This is a genomic window from Clostridium felsineum DSM 794, from assembly GCF_002006355.2.
Classification (GTDB): domain Bacteria; phylum Bacillota; class Clostridia; order Clostridiales; family Clostridiaceae; genus Clostridium_S; species Clostridium_S felsineum.
The window spans coordinates 3,881,981-3,900,095 of sequence record NZ_CP096980.1 but is presented as its reverse complement, the minus strand read 5'-3'; the positions used below and the strand labels follow the sequence as shown (position 1 = coordinate 3,900,095).

The 18,115-nt window shown below is 31.5% G+C and carries 14 protein-coding genes and 1 other RNA gene; 13 read left to right on the top strand and 2 right to left on the bottom strand.

The features are described from left to right. The first annotated feature begins 120 nt into the window (after positions 1-120). The 9 genes from tpiA (at position 121) to ssrA (ending at position 11,108) form a co-directional block, all read left to right on the top strand. Positions 121-867: a triose-phosphate isomerase gene (gene tpiA, locus CLFE_RS18230; protein ID WP_077894314.1), complete on the top strand. Its 747-nt coding sequence runs from the start codon at positions 121-123 to the stop codon at positions 865-867. 239 nt (positions 868-1,106) lie between these two features. After that, the gene (gene gpmI, locus CLFE_RS18225) at positions 1,107-2,639 is read left to right on the top strand and encodes a 2,3-bisphosphoglycerate-independent phosphoglycerate mutase (protein WP_077894315.1); all 1,533 of its coding nucleotides are present in this window, start codon (positions 1,107-1,109) and stop codon (positions 2,637-2,639) included. Between the two features lie 123 nt (positions 2,640-2,762). Beyond that, positions 2,763-4,058 (top strand): phosphopyruvate hydratase, encoded by a 1,296-nt coding sequence (gene eno / locus CLFE_RS18220; protein WP_077894316.1) that lies wholly within the window; start codon positions 2,763-2,765, stop codon positions 4,056-4,058. A gap of 121 nt (positions 4,059-4,179) precedes the next feature. Continuing rightward, positions 4,180-4,416 carry a preprotein translocase subunit SecG gene (gene secG, locus CLFE_RS18215; RefSeq protein WP_077835728.1) on the top strand — a complete coding sequence of 79 codons (237 nt, stop codon included), beginning with the start codon at positions 4,180-4,182 and terminating at the stop codon, positions 4,414-4,416. Between the two features lie 129 nt (positions 4,417-4,545). Further along, complete coding sequence (gene rnr / locus CLFE_RS18210; protein ID WP_077894317.1) at positions 4,546-6,690, top strand: ribonuclease R; 2,145 nt, start codon at positions 4,546-4,548, stop codon at positions 6,688-6,690. Positions 6,691-6,869: 179 nt separating this feature from the next. Beyond that, positions 6,870-7,337, top strand: a complete 468-nt coding sequence (gene smpB, locus CLFE_RS18205) for an SsrA-binding protein SmpB (RefSeq protein ID WP_077894318.1) — start codon at positions 6,870-6,872, stop codon at positions 7,335-7,337. 126 nt (positions 7,338-7,463) lie between these two features. Beyond that, positions 7,464-9,062, top strand: a complete 1,599-nt coding sequence (locus CLFE_RS18200) for a hypothetical protein (protein ID WP_242951667.1) — start codon at positions 7,464-7,466, stop codon at positions 9,060-9,062. Between the two features lie 106 nt (positions 9,063-9,168). Next, on the top strand, positions 9,169-10,455 hold the full coding sequence (locus tag CLFE_RS18195) for an esterase/lipase family protein (protein WP_077894319.1): 1,287 nt from the start codon (positions 9,169-9,171) through the stop codon (positions 10,453-10,455). Between the two features lie 317 nt (positions 10,456-10,772). Further along, positions 10,773-11,108, top strand: a transfer-messenger RNA (tmRNA) gene (ssrA, locus tag CLFE_RS18190). Between the two features lie 327 nt (positions 11,109-11,435). Here the strand turns inward: ssrA and CLFE_RS18185 are convergent. Continuing rightward, positions 11,436-11,846 (bottom strand): LAGLIDADG family homing endonuclease, encoded by a 411-nt coding sequence (locus CLFE_RS18185; protein ID WP_077894320.1) that lies wholly within the window; start codon positions 11,844-11,846, stop codon positions 11,436-11,438. Between the two features lie 226 nt (positions 11,847-12,072). Here CLFE_RS18185 and CLFE_RS18180 point away from each other — a divergent pair, with 226 nt between their 5' ends. Then, complete coding sequence (locus CLFE_RS18180; protein ID WP_169850979.1) at positions 12,073-13,737, top strand: restriction endonuclease; 1,665 nt, start codon at positions 12,073-12,075, stop codon at positions 13,735-13,737. A 116-nt stretch (positions 13,738-13,853) separates the two neighbouring features. On the opposite strand, the gene CLFE_RS18175 is transcribed toward CLFE_RS18180, so the two are convergent. Further along, a complete protein-coding gene (locus tag CLFE_RS18175; RefSeq protein WP_077894322.1) occupies positions 13,854-14,420 on the bottom strand; it encodes a TetR/AcrR family transcriptional regulator in 567 nt (188 codons plus the stop codon). 124 nt (positions 14,421-14,544) lie between these two features. Here CLFE_RS18175 and CLFE_RS18170 point away from each other — a divergent pair, with 124 nt between their 5' ends. From CLFE_RS18170 to CLFE_RS18160, 3 genes are all read left to right on the top strand, one after another. Beyond that, complete coding sequence (locus CLFE_RS18170; RefSeq protein ID WP_077894323.1) at positions 14,545-16,710, top strand: CocE/NonD family hydrolase; 2,166 nt, start codon at positions 14,545-14,547, stop codon at positions 16,708-16,710. A gap of 128 nt (positions 16,711-16,838) precedes the next feature. Then, positions 16,839-17,177 carry a hypothetical protein gene (locus CLFE_RS18165; RefSeq protein WP_139356192.1) on the top strand — a complete coding sequence of 113 codons (339 nt, stop codon included), beginning with the start codon at positions 16,839-16,841 and terminating at the stop codon, positions 17,175-17,177. A 261-nt stretch (positions 17,178-17,438) separates the two neighbouring features. Then, complete coding sequence (locus CLFE_RS18160) at positions 17,439-17,999, top strand: flavodoxin family protein (RefSeq protein WP_077894325.1); 561 nt, start codon at positions 17,439-17,441, stop codon at positions 17,997-17,999. The last annotated feature ends 116 nt before the right edge of the window (positions 18,000-18,115 follow it).

The following is an 18,115-nucleotide window of genomic DNA, read 5'->3' as shown; positions in this document are numbered from 1 at the left end:
TTAAATTAAAGCTTTATATAATGAATAATCCATTGAAAAATATTATTTTAAAATATATAATAGTTTTGATTAAGATGGTTTCACCAGTGTAATTTATCTGTAAAATAAGGAGTGTATTTAATGAGAACACCAATAATAGCTGGAAACTGGAAAATGAATAACACAATTAGTGAATCTTTAAAATTAATTGAAGAGTTGAAACCATTAGTAAAGGATGCTAAGTCAGAAGTTGTAGTAGCACCTACTGCTATTTCTTTAGAAGCTGTTGTTAAAGCAGTAAAAGGAACAAATATTAAAGTTGCTGCTCAAAATGCACACTTTGAAGAGAGTGGAGCATTTACAGGAGAAATATCACTAAAGGCACTTGAAGAATTAGGCGTAAATTATGTAATATTAGGTCACAGTGAAAGAAGACAATATTTTAATGAAACAGACTGTGCTTTAAATAAAAAAGTAAAGGCAGCATTTAAGCATGGAATAACTCCAATACTTTGCTGCGGAGAAACTCTTGAAGAAAGAGAAGCAAATGTAACAAATGAAGTTACAGGAAAACAAATAAAATTAGATTTAGCAGGTTTAACTAAAGAAGAAGCTGCTAAAGTTGTTATAGCTTATGAACCAATATGGGCTATAGGAACAGGAAAAACTGCTACAGATGATCAAGCAAACGAAACAATTGGAGCAATAAGAAAGACTGTAGAAGAAGTATTTGGAAAAGAAGTTGCTGAAAAAGTAAGAATTCAATATGGTGGATCTGTTAAACCTGGAACAATAAAAGCTCAAATGGCTAAACCAGAAATAGACGGAGCATTAGTTGGAGGCGCAAGCCTTAAAGCAGCTGATTTTGCTGCAATAGTTAATTTCTAGAATTTTATTTTAAAACAATATGTATTATGAAGTGAAATTCATAATACATATTGTATATATAGTTTTTAAAGTTGTATTTTACGTACACATTTACACATTAGTACATGCATAATTAAAATAGAATATAAAACCCTAAAACAATATAATTGGTAATTGAGAATTGATAATAGAAATATGTGTCTACTGTCAATTGCTAATTAACAAAAGTATAGCAATGTAAAGAATGGAGGAAATATAATATGGCAAAGAAACCTGTAATGTTAATGATATTAGATGGATTTGGAATTTCTGATAAGGTTGACGGAAATGCGGTAAAGTCAGCTAATAAACCTAATTTTGATAAATACTTTAATAATTACCCACATACACATCTTGGAGCAAGTGGATTGAGCGTAGGATTACCAGATGGACAAATGGGAAACTCAGAAGTTGGACACTTAAATATAGGTGCAGGAAGAATTGTCTACCAATCACTTACTAAAATAACAAAAGCAATTGATGATGGAGATTTCTTTGAAAATGCTGCGCTTAATAAAGCAGTTAACAATGTTTTAGAAAATGATTCAGCTCTTCATTTAATGGGACTTTTATCACCAGGAGGAGTTCATTCTCATACTAATCATTTAAAAGGACTTTTAAAACTTGCAAAGGCAAAAAATGTAAAAAAAGTATTTGTACATGCCTTCTTGGATGGAAGAGATGTGCCACCAGCTTCTGCTAAAGAATTTATAGAAGATATTGAAGCCTATATGAATGAAATAGGTATTGGAGAAATAGCAACTGTAGCTGGAAGATACTATGCAATGGATAGAGATAATAGATGGGAAAGAGAAGAACTTTCATATAATGCAATGGTACTTGCAAAAGGTGAAGAGGCAGAAAGTGCTATTAAAGCTGTAGATGCTTCATATCACGACAATAAAACAGATGAATTTGTACTTCCAACAGTTATAGTAAAAGGCGGAAAACCAGTAGCAACTATAAAGGACAAGGATTCCGTTATATTCTTCAATTTTAGACCAGATAGAGCTAGACAAATTACTAGAGCTATTGCAGAGGATGATTTTGATGGATTTAAGAGAGATAAGCTTAATATAGAATTTGTTACTATGACTGAATATGATGCAAGCTTTAAAGGAGTAGATGTTGCTTTCGGACCAGAAAGTATAACAAATACTCTTGGAGAATATGTAAGTAAAAAAGGCTTAAATCAACTTAGAATTGCAGAAACTGAAAAATATGCTCATGTAACTTTCTTCTTTAATGGAGGAGTTGAAAAGCCAAATGGTAATGAAGACAGAGCTTTAATACCATCACCAAAGGTTGCAACTTATGATCTTAAACCAGAGATGAGTGCATATGAAGTTACAGATGAACTATTAAAGAGATTAGACCAAGATAAATATGATATGGTTATATTAAACTTTGCTAATCCTGATATGGTTGGACATACTGGAATTCTTGAAGCTGCAAAAAAAGCTGTCGAAACAGTTGATGAATGTCTTGGAAAAATAGTTGATAAGGTTCTTAAATTAGATGGAACTGTATTCATAACAGCAGACCACGGAAATTCAGAGCAAATGATTGATTACTCAAACGGGAAACCTATGACAGCTCACACTGTTAATCCAGTACCTTTCCTTTATGTAAGCAATCATACAGAGGGTAAAAAATTAAATGAAGGAGTTTTGGCAGATATAGCTCCTACAATGCTTAAGGAAATGGGACTTGAAAAACCTGAAGAAATGACAGGAAAAAGCTTAATTGAATAGTATAATTTAATATTTTATTGTTAAAAATAAAGTGTAGTATATGAATAAAATGGAATATTGGTTTTATTACATGTAGTACACTTTTATTTATATATGATTAAAGAAAAGATAGGGGTGTTTTATATGAAATCATATGTTGAAATTGTTGACGTAATGGCAAGGCAGATTCTGGACTCAAGGGCTAATCCTACAGTGGAAGTAGAAGTAGTTCTTGAAGATGGAACAGTAGGAAGAGCGTCAGTACCTTCAGGAGCATCCACAGGACAGTTTGAAGCTGTTGAACTTAGAGACAATGATAAAAAACAGTACCTAGGAAAAGGTGTTCTTAATGCAGTTGACAATGTAAATGACACAATAGCAACAGAACTTATAGGAATGAATGTATTTGACCAAACACTAATTGACAAAACAATGCTTGAAATTGATGGCACAGATAATAAGTCAAAACTTGGTGCAAATGCAACTCTTGGAGTATCTCTTGCAGTGGCTAGAGCAGCAGCTGAATATTTAGGAATAAGTCTTTATCAATACCTAGGAGGAGTTAATGCTAAAGTTCTTCCAGTTCCAATGATGAATATCGTAAATGGTGGAAAGCATGCAGACAATAATGTTGATTTCCAAGAATTTATGATAATGCCAGCAGGAGCTCCAAGCTTTAGTGAAGCACTTAGAGCATGCGCAGAAGTTTATCATACTTTAAAATCACTACTGCAGTCAAAGGGACTTGAAACAGCGGTTGGAGATGAAGGTGGTTTTGCACCAAACCTTAACAGTAATGAAGAAGCTATACAAATTATCTTAGAGGCAGTAAAAAAAGCTGGATATGAGCCAGGAAAAGATATGTTTATAGCAATGGACCCTGCTTCTACAGAATTTTATGAAAACGGAAAATACAATCTTAAAGGTGAAGGAAAAGTTTATACATCTGAAGAAATGGTTAATGTATATGCGGATTTAGCAGAAAAATATCCTATAATATCACTTGAAGATGGTATGGCTGAAGAAGATTGGGATGGATGGAAGATGCTAACTGATAGAATCGGAAAAAAAGTTCAGTTAGTAGGAGATGACTTATTTGTTACAAATACTAAGAGACTTTCAAAAGGAATAGAGCTTGGTGTGGCTAATTCAATACTTATTAAGTTAAATCAAATAGGAACACTCACAGAAACATTAAATGCAATAGAAATGGCACAAAGAGCAGGATATACAGCAGTTGTTTCTCATAGATCAGGAGAAACAGAGGATACTACAATTGCAGACCTTGTTGTAGCTACAAATGCAGGTCAAATTAAAACAGGAGCACCAGCTAGAACAGAAAGAGTTGCAAAATACAATCAACTTTTAAGAATAGAAGAAGAACTTGACGAAGTTGGAGAGTATAGAGGACTTAAAGCCTTCTACAATATAAAAAAATAGACACAAAGTAAGGGAAATTTTAATTTGATAAATTTCCCTTATATTCTATTGTAATATAATACTATTTATGATACTATTAAAGATATAATATATTTAAAAAGGGAATTATAGGAGGTTTAAGATGCATACTTTTTTAATAGTTGCACAGATAATACTTGCTTTTGCAATAATAATTACTGTTCTTGTGCAACCAGGTAAGATGGATGGTTTTATGAATTCAATATCAGGCACGAATGAAACTTTTTTTGCTAAAAATAAATCTAGGACAAAAGAAGCATTTTTAATTAAGTTAACTGTTTTATTTTCAGTATTATTCGCAATAGCTCTTATTTTATTTAATTTGAAAGTATTTAAATAGGATAATGTCATAAAGATATGATTCATTTTACGTTTTGAATTGTATCTTTTTTATTTTTATAAATTTTAAGTATTTTATATTGAATAATATTTGAAATAAAAGATAAGAATTATAATGAGGTGATTATACATGAATATAAGAGAGAGTATACTTGAGTTTATGAGAGAACAGGCATACAAACCTATGAATATAAAGGAATTGTCAGAAGTATTTACAATAGAAAAAGCCGATTATAAAATATTTAAAGAATTACTTAAGAATATGGAAAAAGAAGGACTTATAATTAAAAATAGAACAGATCATTTTGGGTTGCCAGAAAAAATGGGACTTATAAAAGGTACTCTTCAGGGAAATGCTAAAGGCTTTGGCTTCGTTATACCAGAAGAGGATAGACCAGATATATATGTTCCATCTGTCTACATGAATGGAGCTTTAAATGGTGATAAGGTTGTTGCAAAAATTCTTAAAGAAAGCGACAATGGTAAAAAGTGTGAAGGTGAAATAATAAGAATTCTTGAAAGAGCTAATAAAACTGTAGTGGGAATATATGAAAATAGCAAAAATTTTGGATTTGTAGTAGCTGATGATGCTAGAATAGCCCAAGATATATTTATACCTAAGAGCGATAAAAATGGAGCCAAAACTGGAGATGTAGTAATAGCAGAAATAACGGTATGGCCTAAGAAAAGAAGAAATCCCGAAGGAAAAATAGTGGAGATAATAGGAAGTAAGGGTGACAAAGGCGTAGATATTCTAACAATAATAAAGAAACACAAGCTTCCGGAGAAATTTCCAGAAAAGGTGGAGAGATTTGCTGAAGGTATACCAGACGAAATTCCAGAGAGCGAATACAAAAGAAGAAGAGATTTAAGGAATATAAAAATGGTTACAATTGATGGCGAGGATGCAAAGGATCTTGATGATGCTGTATCAATAGAAAAAATGCCAAATGGTAACTTTAAGCTTGGAGTTCATATAGCAGATGTTTCAAACTATGTCAGAGAAAATAATCCACTAGATAAGGAAGCTCTAAAAAGAGCAACCTCAGTATATCTTATAGATAGAGTTATTCCAATGCTACCTAAAAAGCTTTCAAATGGCATCTGTAGTCTTAATCCAAAACAGGATAGGCTTGCAATGAGCTGTTTTATGGAAATTGATAATACAGGTAAGGTAATTCAGCATGATATCTTTGAAAGTGTAATTAAGACAAATGAAAGAATGACTTACACAGATGTAACTAAAATACTTAGAGATCATGATGAAGAAACTATTAAAGTCTATGAATATCTATATGAAGATTTCAAAAACATGGAGGAATTAGCTTCAATACTTAATAAAAAGAGGTTATCTAGAGGAGCAATAGATTTTGATTTTGAGGAAAGTAAAATAACTCTCAATGAACTTGGAAAACCAGTAGAGATAAAACCTTATGAAAGAGCTATTGCAAATAGAATAATAGAAGAGTTTATGCTTGTTTGTAATGAGACTATAGCAGAACATTTTTACTGGGCTAATATACCTTTTGTTTATAGAGTTCATGAGGAACCAGATAATGAAAAGTTAGAGAGATTTAATGAATTTATTCATAACTTGGGATATGCTGTAAGATGGGGCGCAGAAGTTCATCCAAAGCAGCTTCAGGATGTAATAGAAAAAATAAAAGGTAAAAAAGAAGAAACAGTGGTAAGTACACTACTTTTAAGATCTTTAAAGCAGGCTAGATATTCGCCTGAATGTTCAGGTCACTTTGGTTTAGCAGCAAGATATTATTGCCATTTTACATCACCTATAAGAAGATATCCAGACCTTATAATACACAGAGTAATGAAGGAATATATAAATGGAAGAATGGATGAAAATAGATCTAAAAAACTTATAGGAACAGTAGACTATGCTTCAATTCAATCCTCAGAAATGGAAAGAGTTGCTCAAGAAGCTGAAAGGGAAGTTGATTCCTTGAAGAAGGCAGAATATATGGCAGATAGAGTAGGAGAAGAATTTGACGGTATAATATCTTCTGTAACTAACTTCGGTATATTTGTACAGCTGCCTAATACTATAGAAGGTCTTGTGCACATAAGTGAGCTCACAGATGACTACTATATTTATGATGAAAAATATTTAAGTCTTGTAGGTGAAAGAACTAAAAAAATATATAAATTAGGTGATGAAGCAAGAATAAAGGTTGATAAAGTAAATGTAGATTCTCATGAAATATATTTTAAATTAGTTTCTAAAGAGGAAGAAACAGAAGAAAAGCAAATAGATTAAAAATATAAACTTATGTCTTTTGTGAAATTTTTTAAAGACATAAGTTTTAATTTTGCTACACAGAGTTTATATGTGATATAATTTTAAGAAAAGTGATTTTAAAGAGGTTTCTAGTTAAAGTAATATTAAAGCTAGTTTCCCTGTTGTAAAATTATATATAAGATAAGTAGGTGACATTTATGGCTAAAAAGAATACAGAGAACAATACCTTAGCTGATAATAGAAAGGCATGGCATGACTATTTTATTGAGGAAACCTATGAATGTGGAATAGAGCTTGTTGGCACGGAGGTAAAATCGATAAAGAACGGAAGAGCAAATCTTAAAGATAGTTACGCAGAAATAAGAAATGGAGAAGTTTTTGCTTGTAACATGCATGTTAGTCCATATGAGCAAGGAAATATTTTCAATGTAGATCCTTTAAGAAAAAGAAAGCTTCTTTTACATAAAAGCGAAATTGGTAAGCTTTTAGGTTTTGCAAGTCAAAAGGGATATACGCTAGTTCCAGTAGCCTTGTATTTGAAAAACAGAAGAGTAAAAGTAAAATTAGCGGTTGCAGTTGGTAAAAAGAATTATGATAAGAGAAATTCTTTAAAAGAAAAAGATGCTAAACGTGAAATAGATAGAGTAATGAAAAGTAACAGATAAAAGATGGTGTAAATTTATATTTTACACCATCTTTTCTTATATATTGAAATGAAGACGTGTATAGTATATAATTTTATTAATGTAAAATATATTATTTACATTAATAAAATTTTTGGAGGGATTAAAGTGAAAAGAACTCAAATTAGTTTAATATTAAGTGCGACGTTTACTTTGAGCTTAATAGGAGGAATTTTACCAACTAAATTAAACGTAAAAGCTTCTAACATCCCAGTAGTAGAGACAAAATATAGGATATCCTCAGATAATGCATATACATGGTTAAAAACTCAACAAGACAGTGCAAAATTAGATGGAACAGGACTTCCAAGTGGTATAGTAGATAGCTTTGAAGATTATTGGGGACCTAACTTACCTAAACAAATAAGCTATACTTATGACCAAGGTGTTGCAGCAATTGCATTTTTATTAAAGGGAGATACAACAAGGTCTAAAAATATACTAACACTTATGAGTAAAATACAGGGCAGTGATGGTTCTTGGTGTAATTCATATTGGAATAATAATCTTTCAGGTCAAGAAATTATAAAAAATGTGGGACCTGGAATGTGGGTATGTTTGGCGGTAATGAACTATGAAAAAATAACAGGAGATACTTCATTCCATGCAATGGCTACTAAATATATTGATTGGGCACTTCAATTTCAAAAGCCTAATGGTGGAATTTCAGGGGGACAGACATATGCATCAGGAACTTGGCAGCCAGTTACTTGGTCTGGTACAGAAGAAAATATAGATGCGTATGCAGCCCTTAAATATTTTGCCAGCACAACACCAGAAAAAAGTTCAACATATAAGACGGCAGATGATAAGGTCAGAAGTTTTTTAGATAATGTTGAATGGGATAGTGCCTACAATAGATTTCATGGAGGCTTTAAAAATGATACCCAAACAGTAGATCCATATGTTCCTCTTGACGTAAATCCATGGGGAGTTATGGCGCTTAGTGGAAGTAATAATCCACATAATTATGCTTCAAGCTTAGCTTATATAGAAAATGCAAAAGGTAATTCATCAGGGGTAGGTACACTTAGTAATCCTAAATATGTTGAAACCTTAACGGCGGCTGATAACGGACAAACTATGACTTTATATGATTTCGATTGGGAAAGTGACAATGCTAATAATAGAGGAGCGGATATATGGTTTGAAGGCTCAGCATTTATGTCTTGTGCGTACTACATGCAGGGAAATGTTAATAAGGCAGATAATATAATAGATAACATAATTAAAAAGCAAAGTACAACAGTAGGAGAATCTTTAGGTGGAGTACCATATTCACTTATGGGCACAAACAATAATTACTGGACAATGGCACAAGAAAATTGTGTATCAAGTACAGGATGGCTTATTATAGCAGCAAGCAGATGGAACCCATTTACTGCTCAACCTTTGAATTCGGTGGCGCCAACTCCAACACCGACTCCAACGCCAACACCAGTAGGAACGTCCTATGGAGTAACAAAAACAAGTGCGAATAGTGCAGTAATTTGGTTTAATCCATCACCGAGTGCAGCTTGGACTGACGTGCATTATATAGTTAATTCTCAAAATCAGCTTAATTACAGAATGACTTATAATAACAGCACAAAAAGATGGGAACAAAACATTACAGGACTTAAAACTGGAGATAATATAAAATATTCATTTACTTATTGGCAGACAGCGGCTACGGATTCTCCTTTTTATAATTATACTTTTAAGTAAATAGTGTCTCTTCTCTACGATTAATTAACTTATTTACAATTTAATTACTATAATGTATAGTTTTTTTTATATAAACTTTATAAAAATGTAGAGAGGAGAATATTTTATGGGAAAATTGAGAAAAAAAGTTGGTATCATTTTATTAAGTTTAACTATGGTTTTTGCTATTTATCCACAAGGTTATGCCTTAGCAAGCACCAAAGACTATAAAACAGCAAGCACTTCTAACAATAATTACCCTATAGTTATGGTTCATGGACTTCTTGGTTGGGGAAATACAGAATTATTTGGGCTTAATTATTGGGGAGGCTTTTCTAGCTTAAGAGATTATTTAACCAATGAAGGTTATACAGTGTATACACCTACAGTAGGTTCAATAACTAGTAATTGGGACAGAGCCTGTGAGCTGTATGCTTATTTAAAAGGTGGCACTGTTGACTATGGTGAAGCACATTCAAAAAAATATGGACATGAGCGTTATGGAAGAACTTATCCTGGCGTTTATAAGTCTTTAGGAGAAGCAGCTAGTGATGGAAGTATAAACAAAGTACATTTAATAGGGCACAGCATGGGAGGACAAACTATAAGACTTATGACTCAGCTATTGGAGCAGGGAAGTGAGGATGAAATGGCAGCAACACCATCAGGCAATATTTCTGAGCTTTTCAAAGGTGGACATTCATGGGTAAGCAGTGTAACAACACTCTGTACGCCTAATGATGGAAGTCCAACTGCTAATAAGTTATCAGAAATCTTGCCAAATGTTCAGCAATTTGTAGCATCTCTTGGAGCTCAAGCAGGTATTGTGGATTCAAGTAATCCTTGTTTTGACTATAGATTAGATCAATGGGGACTTCGTAAAGAGAAAGGCGAATCTCTTAAAGATTACACACAAAAGGTTAATAGCAGTAATTTATGGAATAAAACAAAGGATTTCAGTTTATGGGATCTTACGCCAGAAGGATCTAAGGCTTTTAATTCTTGGGTTTCAGCTCAAAAAGATGTATACTATTTTTCATTAGCTTGTCAGGATACTCATGAAGATTCATCAACAAAGTATCAAGTTCCAGACGCTAATATGAATCCGCTATTTTTATCATCCTCAAAGTATATTGGTTCATGTATAAATAATAATGAAGGACAAGTACCTATTACAAAGACTTGGTGGCAAAATGATGGACTTGTTAGTATTATATCAGCTGAAGGTCCTCATGTAGGGTCAAGCGATAAAATAGTGCCATTTAGTGGAGTACCAGAAAAAGGCGTATGGAATTACCTTGGGGTAAGACCATCTACAGATCACATACAAATGGTAGGGCTATATAAATGCGATAATGACCTTAAAAATGAATATACATCAATTGCAAAGATGCTAACTGATTTACCTAAATAAGTAGATAGAGGATGTATATATTGTAGGAGATATTATACATCCTCTATTTATTGTAACTATATGAAAAAAATTATACTTGAAATTGTTTGTGCTTTGGAGTATCATAATAAACGTTGTAAGCTTAAATAAAAAAATTATTTTATAGTTTAATGCTTGCAAATAAAATTAAATGTGATATAATTTTTATTACAATTAAAAACAAGAAGTTAACGTTATCCACATGAAACTTTGTGTTTATTCACAGTTTTGTGCCTTTTAATTTTAAATTTGTGTATAACTCTTAAATTTAAAGTTAAACATTATAATATGGGGGCGCTTTTGGTTTCGACGGGGATGATGTTGTGTTTAGGAAGCGAGTCGAGGGAACCTGTGGACCCGCGTTAAAAAACTATAGGCCTTAAAAATAAAGGATAACGAAAATAATTTAGCTTTAGCTGCTTAGTCAGCTAACGTCAGCCTGAGAGTCCCGCGACTCAGAGTCTGGCGTCGACAGCGGGGACCCGAGCCTTACAAAGCTTTGAGTAAGGAACGGAATTTATGAAGCTACTGAAGTGAAAAGCCTGTTCGTAGGCGTTTCATGGAGGGAATGTTAAAATACGAACTGCACTCGGAGATGCTTGAATGTAACCATTTTCGGACAGGGGTTCGATTCAAATAGAGTCGCCTTATGGAGTGATTTATAAGTGATAACCTGGCTTTATCGGTGAAACCGCAGCGTAAAGACGGCGGCAATACCGAGTGGTATGGGAGGAAACTCACCAGCCGTGTATCGACTTATAGGCTTCTAAGTTCAAGTTGAATATGAAGTACTAGGATAGAAGGTTAAAACTAAATTATACTTCTATAATACGCCAGGAAGCTTCAATTGAAGTTTAAGATATAGTCAGTCCCATTAAATTTAAAATGGAAACAGTGGAATAGATGTCCCCTCGCCTCCACCAATAAAAACCCACGACAATTTGTCGTGGGTTTTACCTTTATTATTTTATTTTAATAAACTCTTCATAGAATTCATTTTTCATTTTGAGCATTTCTTTAGAATATTTTCCGTTTCGTGGAGTCACGCTTTTGTATTTATCTAATATTAATTTAGCTCTTTGTTTTTTAGAAGATATTATTAGATAATCAGATATTTCTTTTAAAAAATTGATAGCATCATCGTATTTTAAGTAGTAAGCGTATGAATCTTTATGCTTTTCTTTATTATAATTTTTCTTTTTTGTTATAGTACCAGCATTTGTGGTGTTTTTTATCCAAGTTAGTAATTCTAAGGTTGTAGAAGCAATAGAAACGCAGGGAGCATGAAATTGATTACAATGGAACTTTATTAACATTATGCTGCCTTCACCATCGATTATACCAGCTAGGTAAGCTCTTTCTATAGGGGTCATAATATCCACCTTTTATAATTAATTTAAATTAGTATTAGCATAAGGAGGTTGAAATATTAATATAAACTCGAAGGAGGTGGAAGTTTATACAGGAACTCATGTTTATGTAAAATATTGAATTAAGGAAATATGCTGAAAATTAGAATTGTATGCCATTTATGTTATAATTTAATTTGAAATATACAATGTAAATATTAATAAACAATAATTTAGCATGGAGGAAACAATGGCAAGTAAATTTTTATATGAAAAAGAAATTAGACATAATGGACTTAAAAAATATAAAATTGTAAAAGCACAATCAAGATATGAGTTAGATGAAAAAGTTAAGGTATTAGAAGCACAATGCGATGAACAATGGTCAAAAAAATGTTTAGCTGAAAATAAAAAAGCAGAAAAAGAAAAGAAATTAAAAAATGTTGAAGATTGCTTAGCATATTCAAATAAAATGACAGATGAAGCTGAAAAAATTCAAAAGGAGTTAGATTCAATATTATTGAATTCATTAAATTTAAAACCTTTTGATATTAAAAGTATGAAGAATTTTTCAGAATATCGAATTGAGAAACCAGAGGAACCTAAACAACTGAATATACCTTTTGAACCAAAGTTAACAGATGAGAAATATAATCCAAAGGTGCCATTTTTAATTAAACTATCAAAGAAAAAGTTAGAAGAGTTTCATAATAAAAATAATCAAGAGTTTAAAAATGATTGGTCTATATGGGAATTTAATAAAAAAAGCATTGAAAATAAATATGCAGAAGAAGTGAAAACATATAAAGATAATCTTGAGAAATGGGAGAAAGGTAAAGAAAATTTTAAGAAGTTACAAGCTAAAAACAATGATGAGGTAGATAAATTTATTAAGGAGTATAAAGCTGGCAATTCACATGCAATTGAAAAATATTATTCTTTAGTTTTAGAGAATATAAAAATGCCTTTCGAATATGATAGGCAAGTTGAAGTAGAATATAATCAAGATAATAAAATGATTATAGTTGATATTTTACTACCTACAATAGATGATTTGCCTAAATTAAAAAAGGTTACTTATGTGAAAATAAGAAATGAATTTAAGGAATCTCTCCAGACGGAATCTTACATGAAAAAGAAATATGATATGGTAATATATCAGATAGTATTACAGAATTTAAATTATATTTTTAAATCGGATAAAGAACATGATTTTATAGAATCTGCGGTTGTTAATGGAAAAGTAAGTACAATTGATAAGGCAACAGGTAAAAGTATTGAGCCGTATATTTTAACTATAAATATATCAAAACAGGATTTCAATGAATTAAATTTAAGTGCTATTGATTCAAAAGCTTGGTTTAAGAATGCAAAAGGTATTTCTGATGCTACTTTTGCTAATATTACACCAGTTGCACCGCTTGTATCAATGAACCGTGAAGATAGTAGATTTATAGAAGGATATAATGTTACTAGTGAATTAGACGAAAGTGTTAATTTAGCAGCAATTGATTGGCAAGATTTTGAGAATCTTATAAGAGAAATATTTGAACAAGAATTTAATGTCAATGGTGGAGAAGTGAAAATAACACAGGCAAGTCGTGACGGTGGAGTAGATGCAGTGGCATTTGATCCAGACCCTATTAGAGGTGGCAAGATTGTTATTCAAGCAAAAAGATATACAAATGTAGTTGGAGTATCAGCAGTAAGAGATTTGTATGGAACTGTAATGAATGAAGGTGCTACTAAAGGTATACTTGTTACTACATCAAATTATGGAAATGATGCTTATAATTTTGCTAATGGTAAACCACTTACTCTTATGAATGGTGCTAATCTTTTATATTTACTTGAGAAACATGGACATAAAGCAAGGATTGATTTAAAGGAAGCGAAGGATAGGTTAAATAGTTAAAAATAAATAGTGTATAAAAACTTACGCCATTAATCTTGAGGGGGTGCAAACATTTTCTTGTATTTGCAGTTTAGCTAGTCTAAGAAAATATCCGCACCACCGACGCCTTTTTAGGTTTATTTTATTTCACAAATTGTTTTATAGAACATAGAGGATATGACCTTAATATTTTCAAATATTTCCTGTACTGTTTCTACTTTGCCATGCTGTATCCACATAGATAATATGCTAGCCATTGATGCTGTTGCTATTGAAATAAGGTAATCTATTTTTGATTCATCTAAATTGGTATTTATTAAATAGTAATCTTTAATATCATAAGCCCTTTTTCGATAGGCTTCATAAAGTATATCGAAACGGTTTATAGATACAATAGTTTGAAGTAATAATTCATTTTCCATCCATGATTCAGTGAAGAAAAAGAAAATATTTTTTATTGATTTTGTATGATGCTTTTTAGTGTTTTTTAAAATATTGTCAAATATATTATCACACTGGTATGAAAGTACATCTGAGAGATTATCAAAAAGTCTGTAAAAAGTAGACCTTCCAACATAAGACTTTTTTTGAATATCAGTTATTGTAATTTTTGAAAATTCTTTTACTTTAAGACATTTTAAAAGACCTTCAGTAATTAATTGTGCAGATTTTTTTGAACGTTTATCTTCTTTTATATGATACATATTAACCTCTTTTGTTATATAAGTTATGAAACTATTGTAGCATAAAAAATATCATGCTACAATAATCACAATTTGAGAAAAAAGTTTTCTGTATTAGCAGAATATTTTATAGAGGTGAATTATATTGAATAATACAAAAGTACTAAAAGGTATATTTGGTGATAATGTATGTGGAATGAATTATGAAACCCTTACAATATCTGGAGTAACTAATGAAAATGGAGAATTTTCATATAAGATGGGTGAAACTGTCACTTTTTCAATTGGAAGTCTTATATTAGGATCTGCGATTGGAAAAGGCTTAATTACTCCTGCAGATCTTATTTATGAAGTAGGAGGAAATCCTAAAAAGATAACAAATAAAAAGGTTACTAATATGGCCAGATTTATTCAAAGTCTTGGAAAGGTTAAACACATTGAAAATGGAATAGTAATTACTGATAAAATGAAGAATATTATAGGTAAACATAAAATTAATTTTAATCAGTCTGAAGATAATTTTACATATGATAATGAAATAATTTCACTATTTGAAGAACTTGATACGAAGTTACGTAGTGCAGCACAGGCAAGAAACCATTTACGCAGAACTTTAAATGGAATAAAAAAGATGACAGATGTAAAAATTCCAACAAGAGATGGGTCTTATCTTTTAGCTGATGTTTTTATCCCATCAGCAAAAGGAAAATATCCTGTTATAATGAGTCATGCTGGATATGGAAAAGCCTTTTGGCTTGGATGTATTGCTAATGAAGAAGATTTTTTAAAGCATGAAAAAATGGAAGATAATTATTTTAGAGGTATTATAGAAGAAACACCATTTATACAATTTCATATTGGTTTGGCAGGAGAAAAGGTTCCTGATAATGTGAAATTTCCACCAGACGGATGCACTGATAATCCAATGCTTGAACATGTAAGTGAAAATTTCGAAGTAGCAAATACAATGGACTGGGTTCCAGATGGATATGTTGTTATAAGAGTTGATGGAAGAGGTTTAGGTAATACACCAGGATTACATGAACAGTTCAGCCTTCATGAAGCAGAAGATTATTATGATGCTATTGAATGGTCAGCTAAACAGCCATGGTCTAATGGAAAGGTAGGATTATACGGCGCATCATATTATGCTATGAATATGTATTCTGTTTCTACACTTCAGCCACCAAGCTTAAAAGCAATGATTCCAATTGCAGGTGACCTTGATTATTATAGAGATGTTATTTATAGTGGAGGAGGTCTTTATAATACTTTTGGTTTTATTTCAAAGCATAGCTGTGGAGAATGGAATGGTGTTGATTTTATAAGTATTTACAAAGAGCATCCATTTTATGATCCAAAGAATGTAGTATATCCATGTTTTAGTTCAGATCCTGAAAAAATAAATGTTCCTTTTTATGCTTCAATGCCTATAGAAAACCCTGGAATACATACAAGAGGGTCAAGTGAAGCATTTATTCATGCAAAATCTAAAGATAAAAAGCTTATGATAAATTCAGAAAGCGGAATTCATTACTGGATGTATACACCAATGATTTTAAAAGAGCATAAGGATTTCTTTGATTACTGGTTAAAAGGTAAGGAAAATAGCATTATGGAACAGCCAGCAGTTAAAATGATGATAAGAACAGGTAACGAAAGTTATTACTGGCAGAATGAAGAAGAATGGCCGGTTGCAAGTACAGAATATAAAAAGCTATATCTTGATGTTTCTAATTTATCATTAAATGAGGATACTTGTGATTCTGAAAATTCAATCAGCTATAAAGCAGATGGTGATACTGGTGTTACATTTATAACCGCACCTATGAAAGAAGCTGTGGTTATAGCAGGATATTTAAAGCTAAAAATCTGGTGCTCATCAACATCTAGTGATATGGCAGTTAAATGTTGTATAAGAGTTTTAGATGAAAATGATAAAGAAGTACCTTATTCATTAAGCTTTGATGGATGTTATCCAGGTTCCAAAGGCAAGCCATCCCCAGTGGCAGAAGGATCACTTAAAGTATCACATAGAAAATTAGATACTGAAAAGTCAACTATGTATAGACCATATCATACTCATTTAGAAAAAGACTGTCAATTATTATCTCCAGGAGAAGTTGTAGAATGTGAAGTTGAAATATGGCCTACTACAGCACGACTTAAAAAAAGATGGAAGCTTCAATTGGATATTGAACCAGGTCTTGATATACTTAATAACTCATATCAAAAAAGTGCATTGAATACAATATATTCAGGGTCAGAGCATGTATCATATTTGCAAATTTCGGTAATACCAAATAAATAATATGATTGTGAAATTGTTTGAAAGACAGAAAATAAATTAAAAAACTTTATAAGTTAATATTACAAAAGAAGAGATAAATGCGAATCAGCAATTCATGTATTAAATTATTTGTTTCGCATTATGAAGTTATGCCAAAACCAATTGGAGATACTAAATGGCATTTTTGTATTTCAATTTTAGGTGAAACAACTGGTTTTTACTTTTTAAAAGATCATATACGTAGAAATTCAGAAGTTGAAATGCGTCAAAATGAGTTTTATATAAAAATGTCAACAGGGTATATGTCAGGAAATTGGGATAAAATGAACTTATATGTAAAAGAAAGAGATATCGAAATTGATACAGTTGTAACAGTAATTGATTATTCTATTCTTAGTAGAGAATCTTCTGTATTTGAAATGCTTGGTATGCTAATACATCAGTGTTTAGCTCTGTATATGAAGACAGCTGGTACAATAAAAAATTGAACGGTAATATATATGACATTATTGATAAAGGTTATACTTGATTTGACAGACATATGCAATACATTGGAATCTTGATTTACCTGATTTTGATGCAAGGCTCGACGTAGAACTAATTATAAAAAATCAGGAAATATATTCTTCAATTAAGAAACTTAGCAAATATGAAGGAACATGTAAAGTAAATGGAACATATATGGGGAAAAAAGTGACTGGTCATGCCACAGTTGAATTAATTAATATATAAAAATTGGAGTTGACTATATGAAAATAGTAGCAGTATATGGGAGTGCAAGAAAAAATGGAAATGGTGAGGTTTTAGTTGAACGTGCAATTAATAATTTTGCAGATAAAAATCCTGAAGTAAAAAGATATTACCTTACAGATATGGATATTAAGTCATGTATGGGATGCTTTGCCTGCAGAAAGAAAGAAATGTGCGTAAGGAAAGATGATATGAACGACCTGCTTAACGATATTATTGAAAGTGATTTTGTTATCTTTAGTAGCCCAGTATATATGTATGATGCATCAGGAAGCTTCAGGCTTATGTTAAATCGTATGTACCCAATGCTTGGAGGAGAACCAGGAAGATATACAAAAAGATATACTGATAAAAAGTGCATGCTTATAATGACACAAGGCGCCCCGTTACTTATGTTTAGTGGTGCATCAAGAACAATAAAGCGTATTATAAAGAGCTTTGGATTTGATGTCTGTGGTCTTGTAAGAATGGGTTTTGCCAATGAAAGAGGAGCAGCAGCAAAGAACGAGAAAGTACTTAGAAAAATTGATGCTGTATGTAGTAAAGCTATTAAATTATAATTAAATGAGTTCTTTTACTGTAAATTTATATAGAGGGTCACATTAACATATTTGTTTATGCTAATACGCCCCTCTATATTTATAATTCATTTTCAGCATTTCTATAAAATACTTTC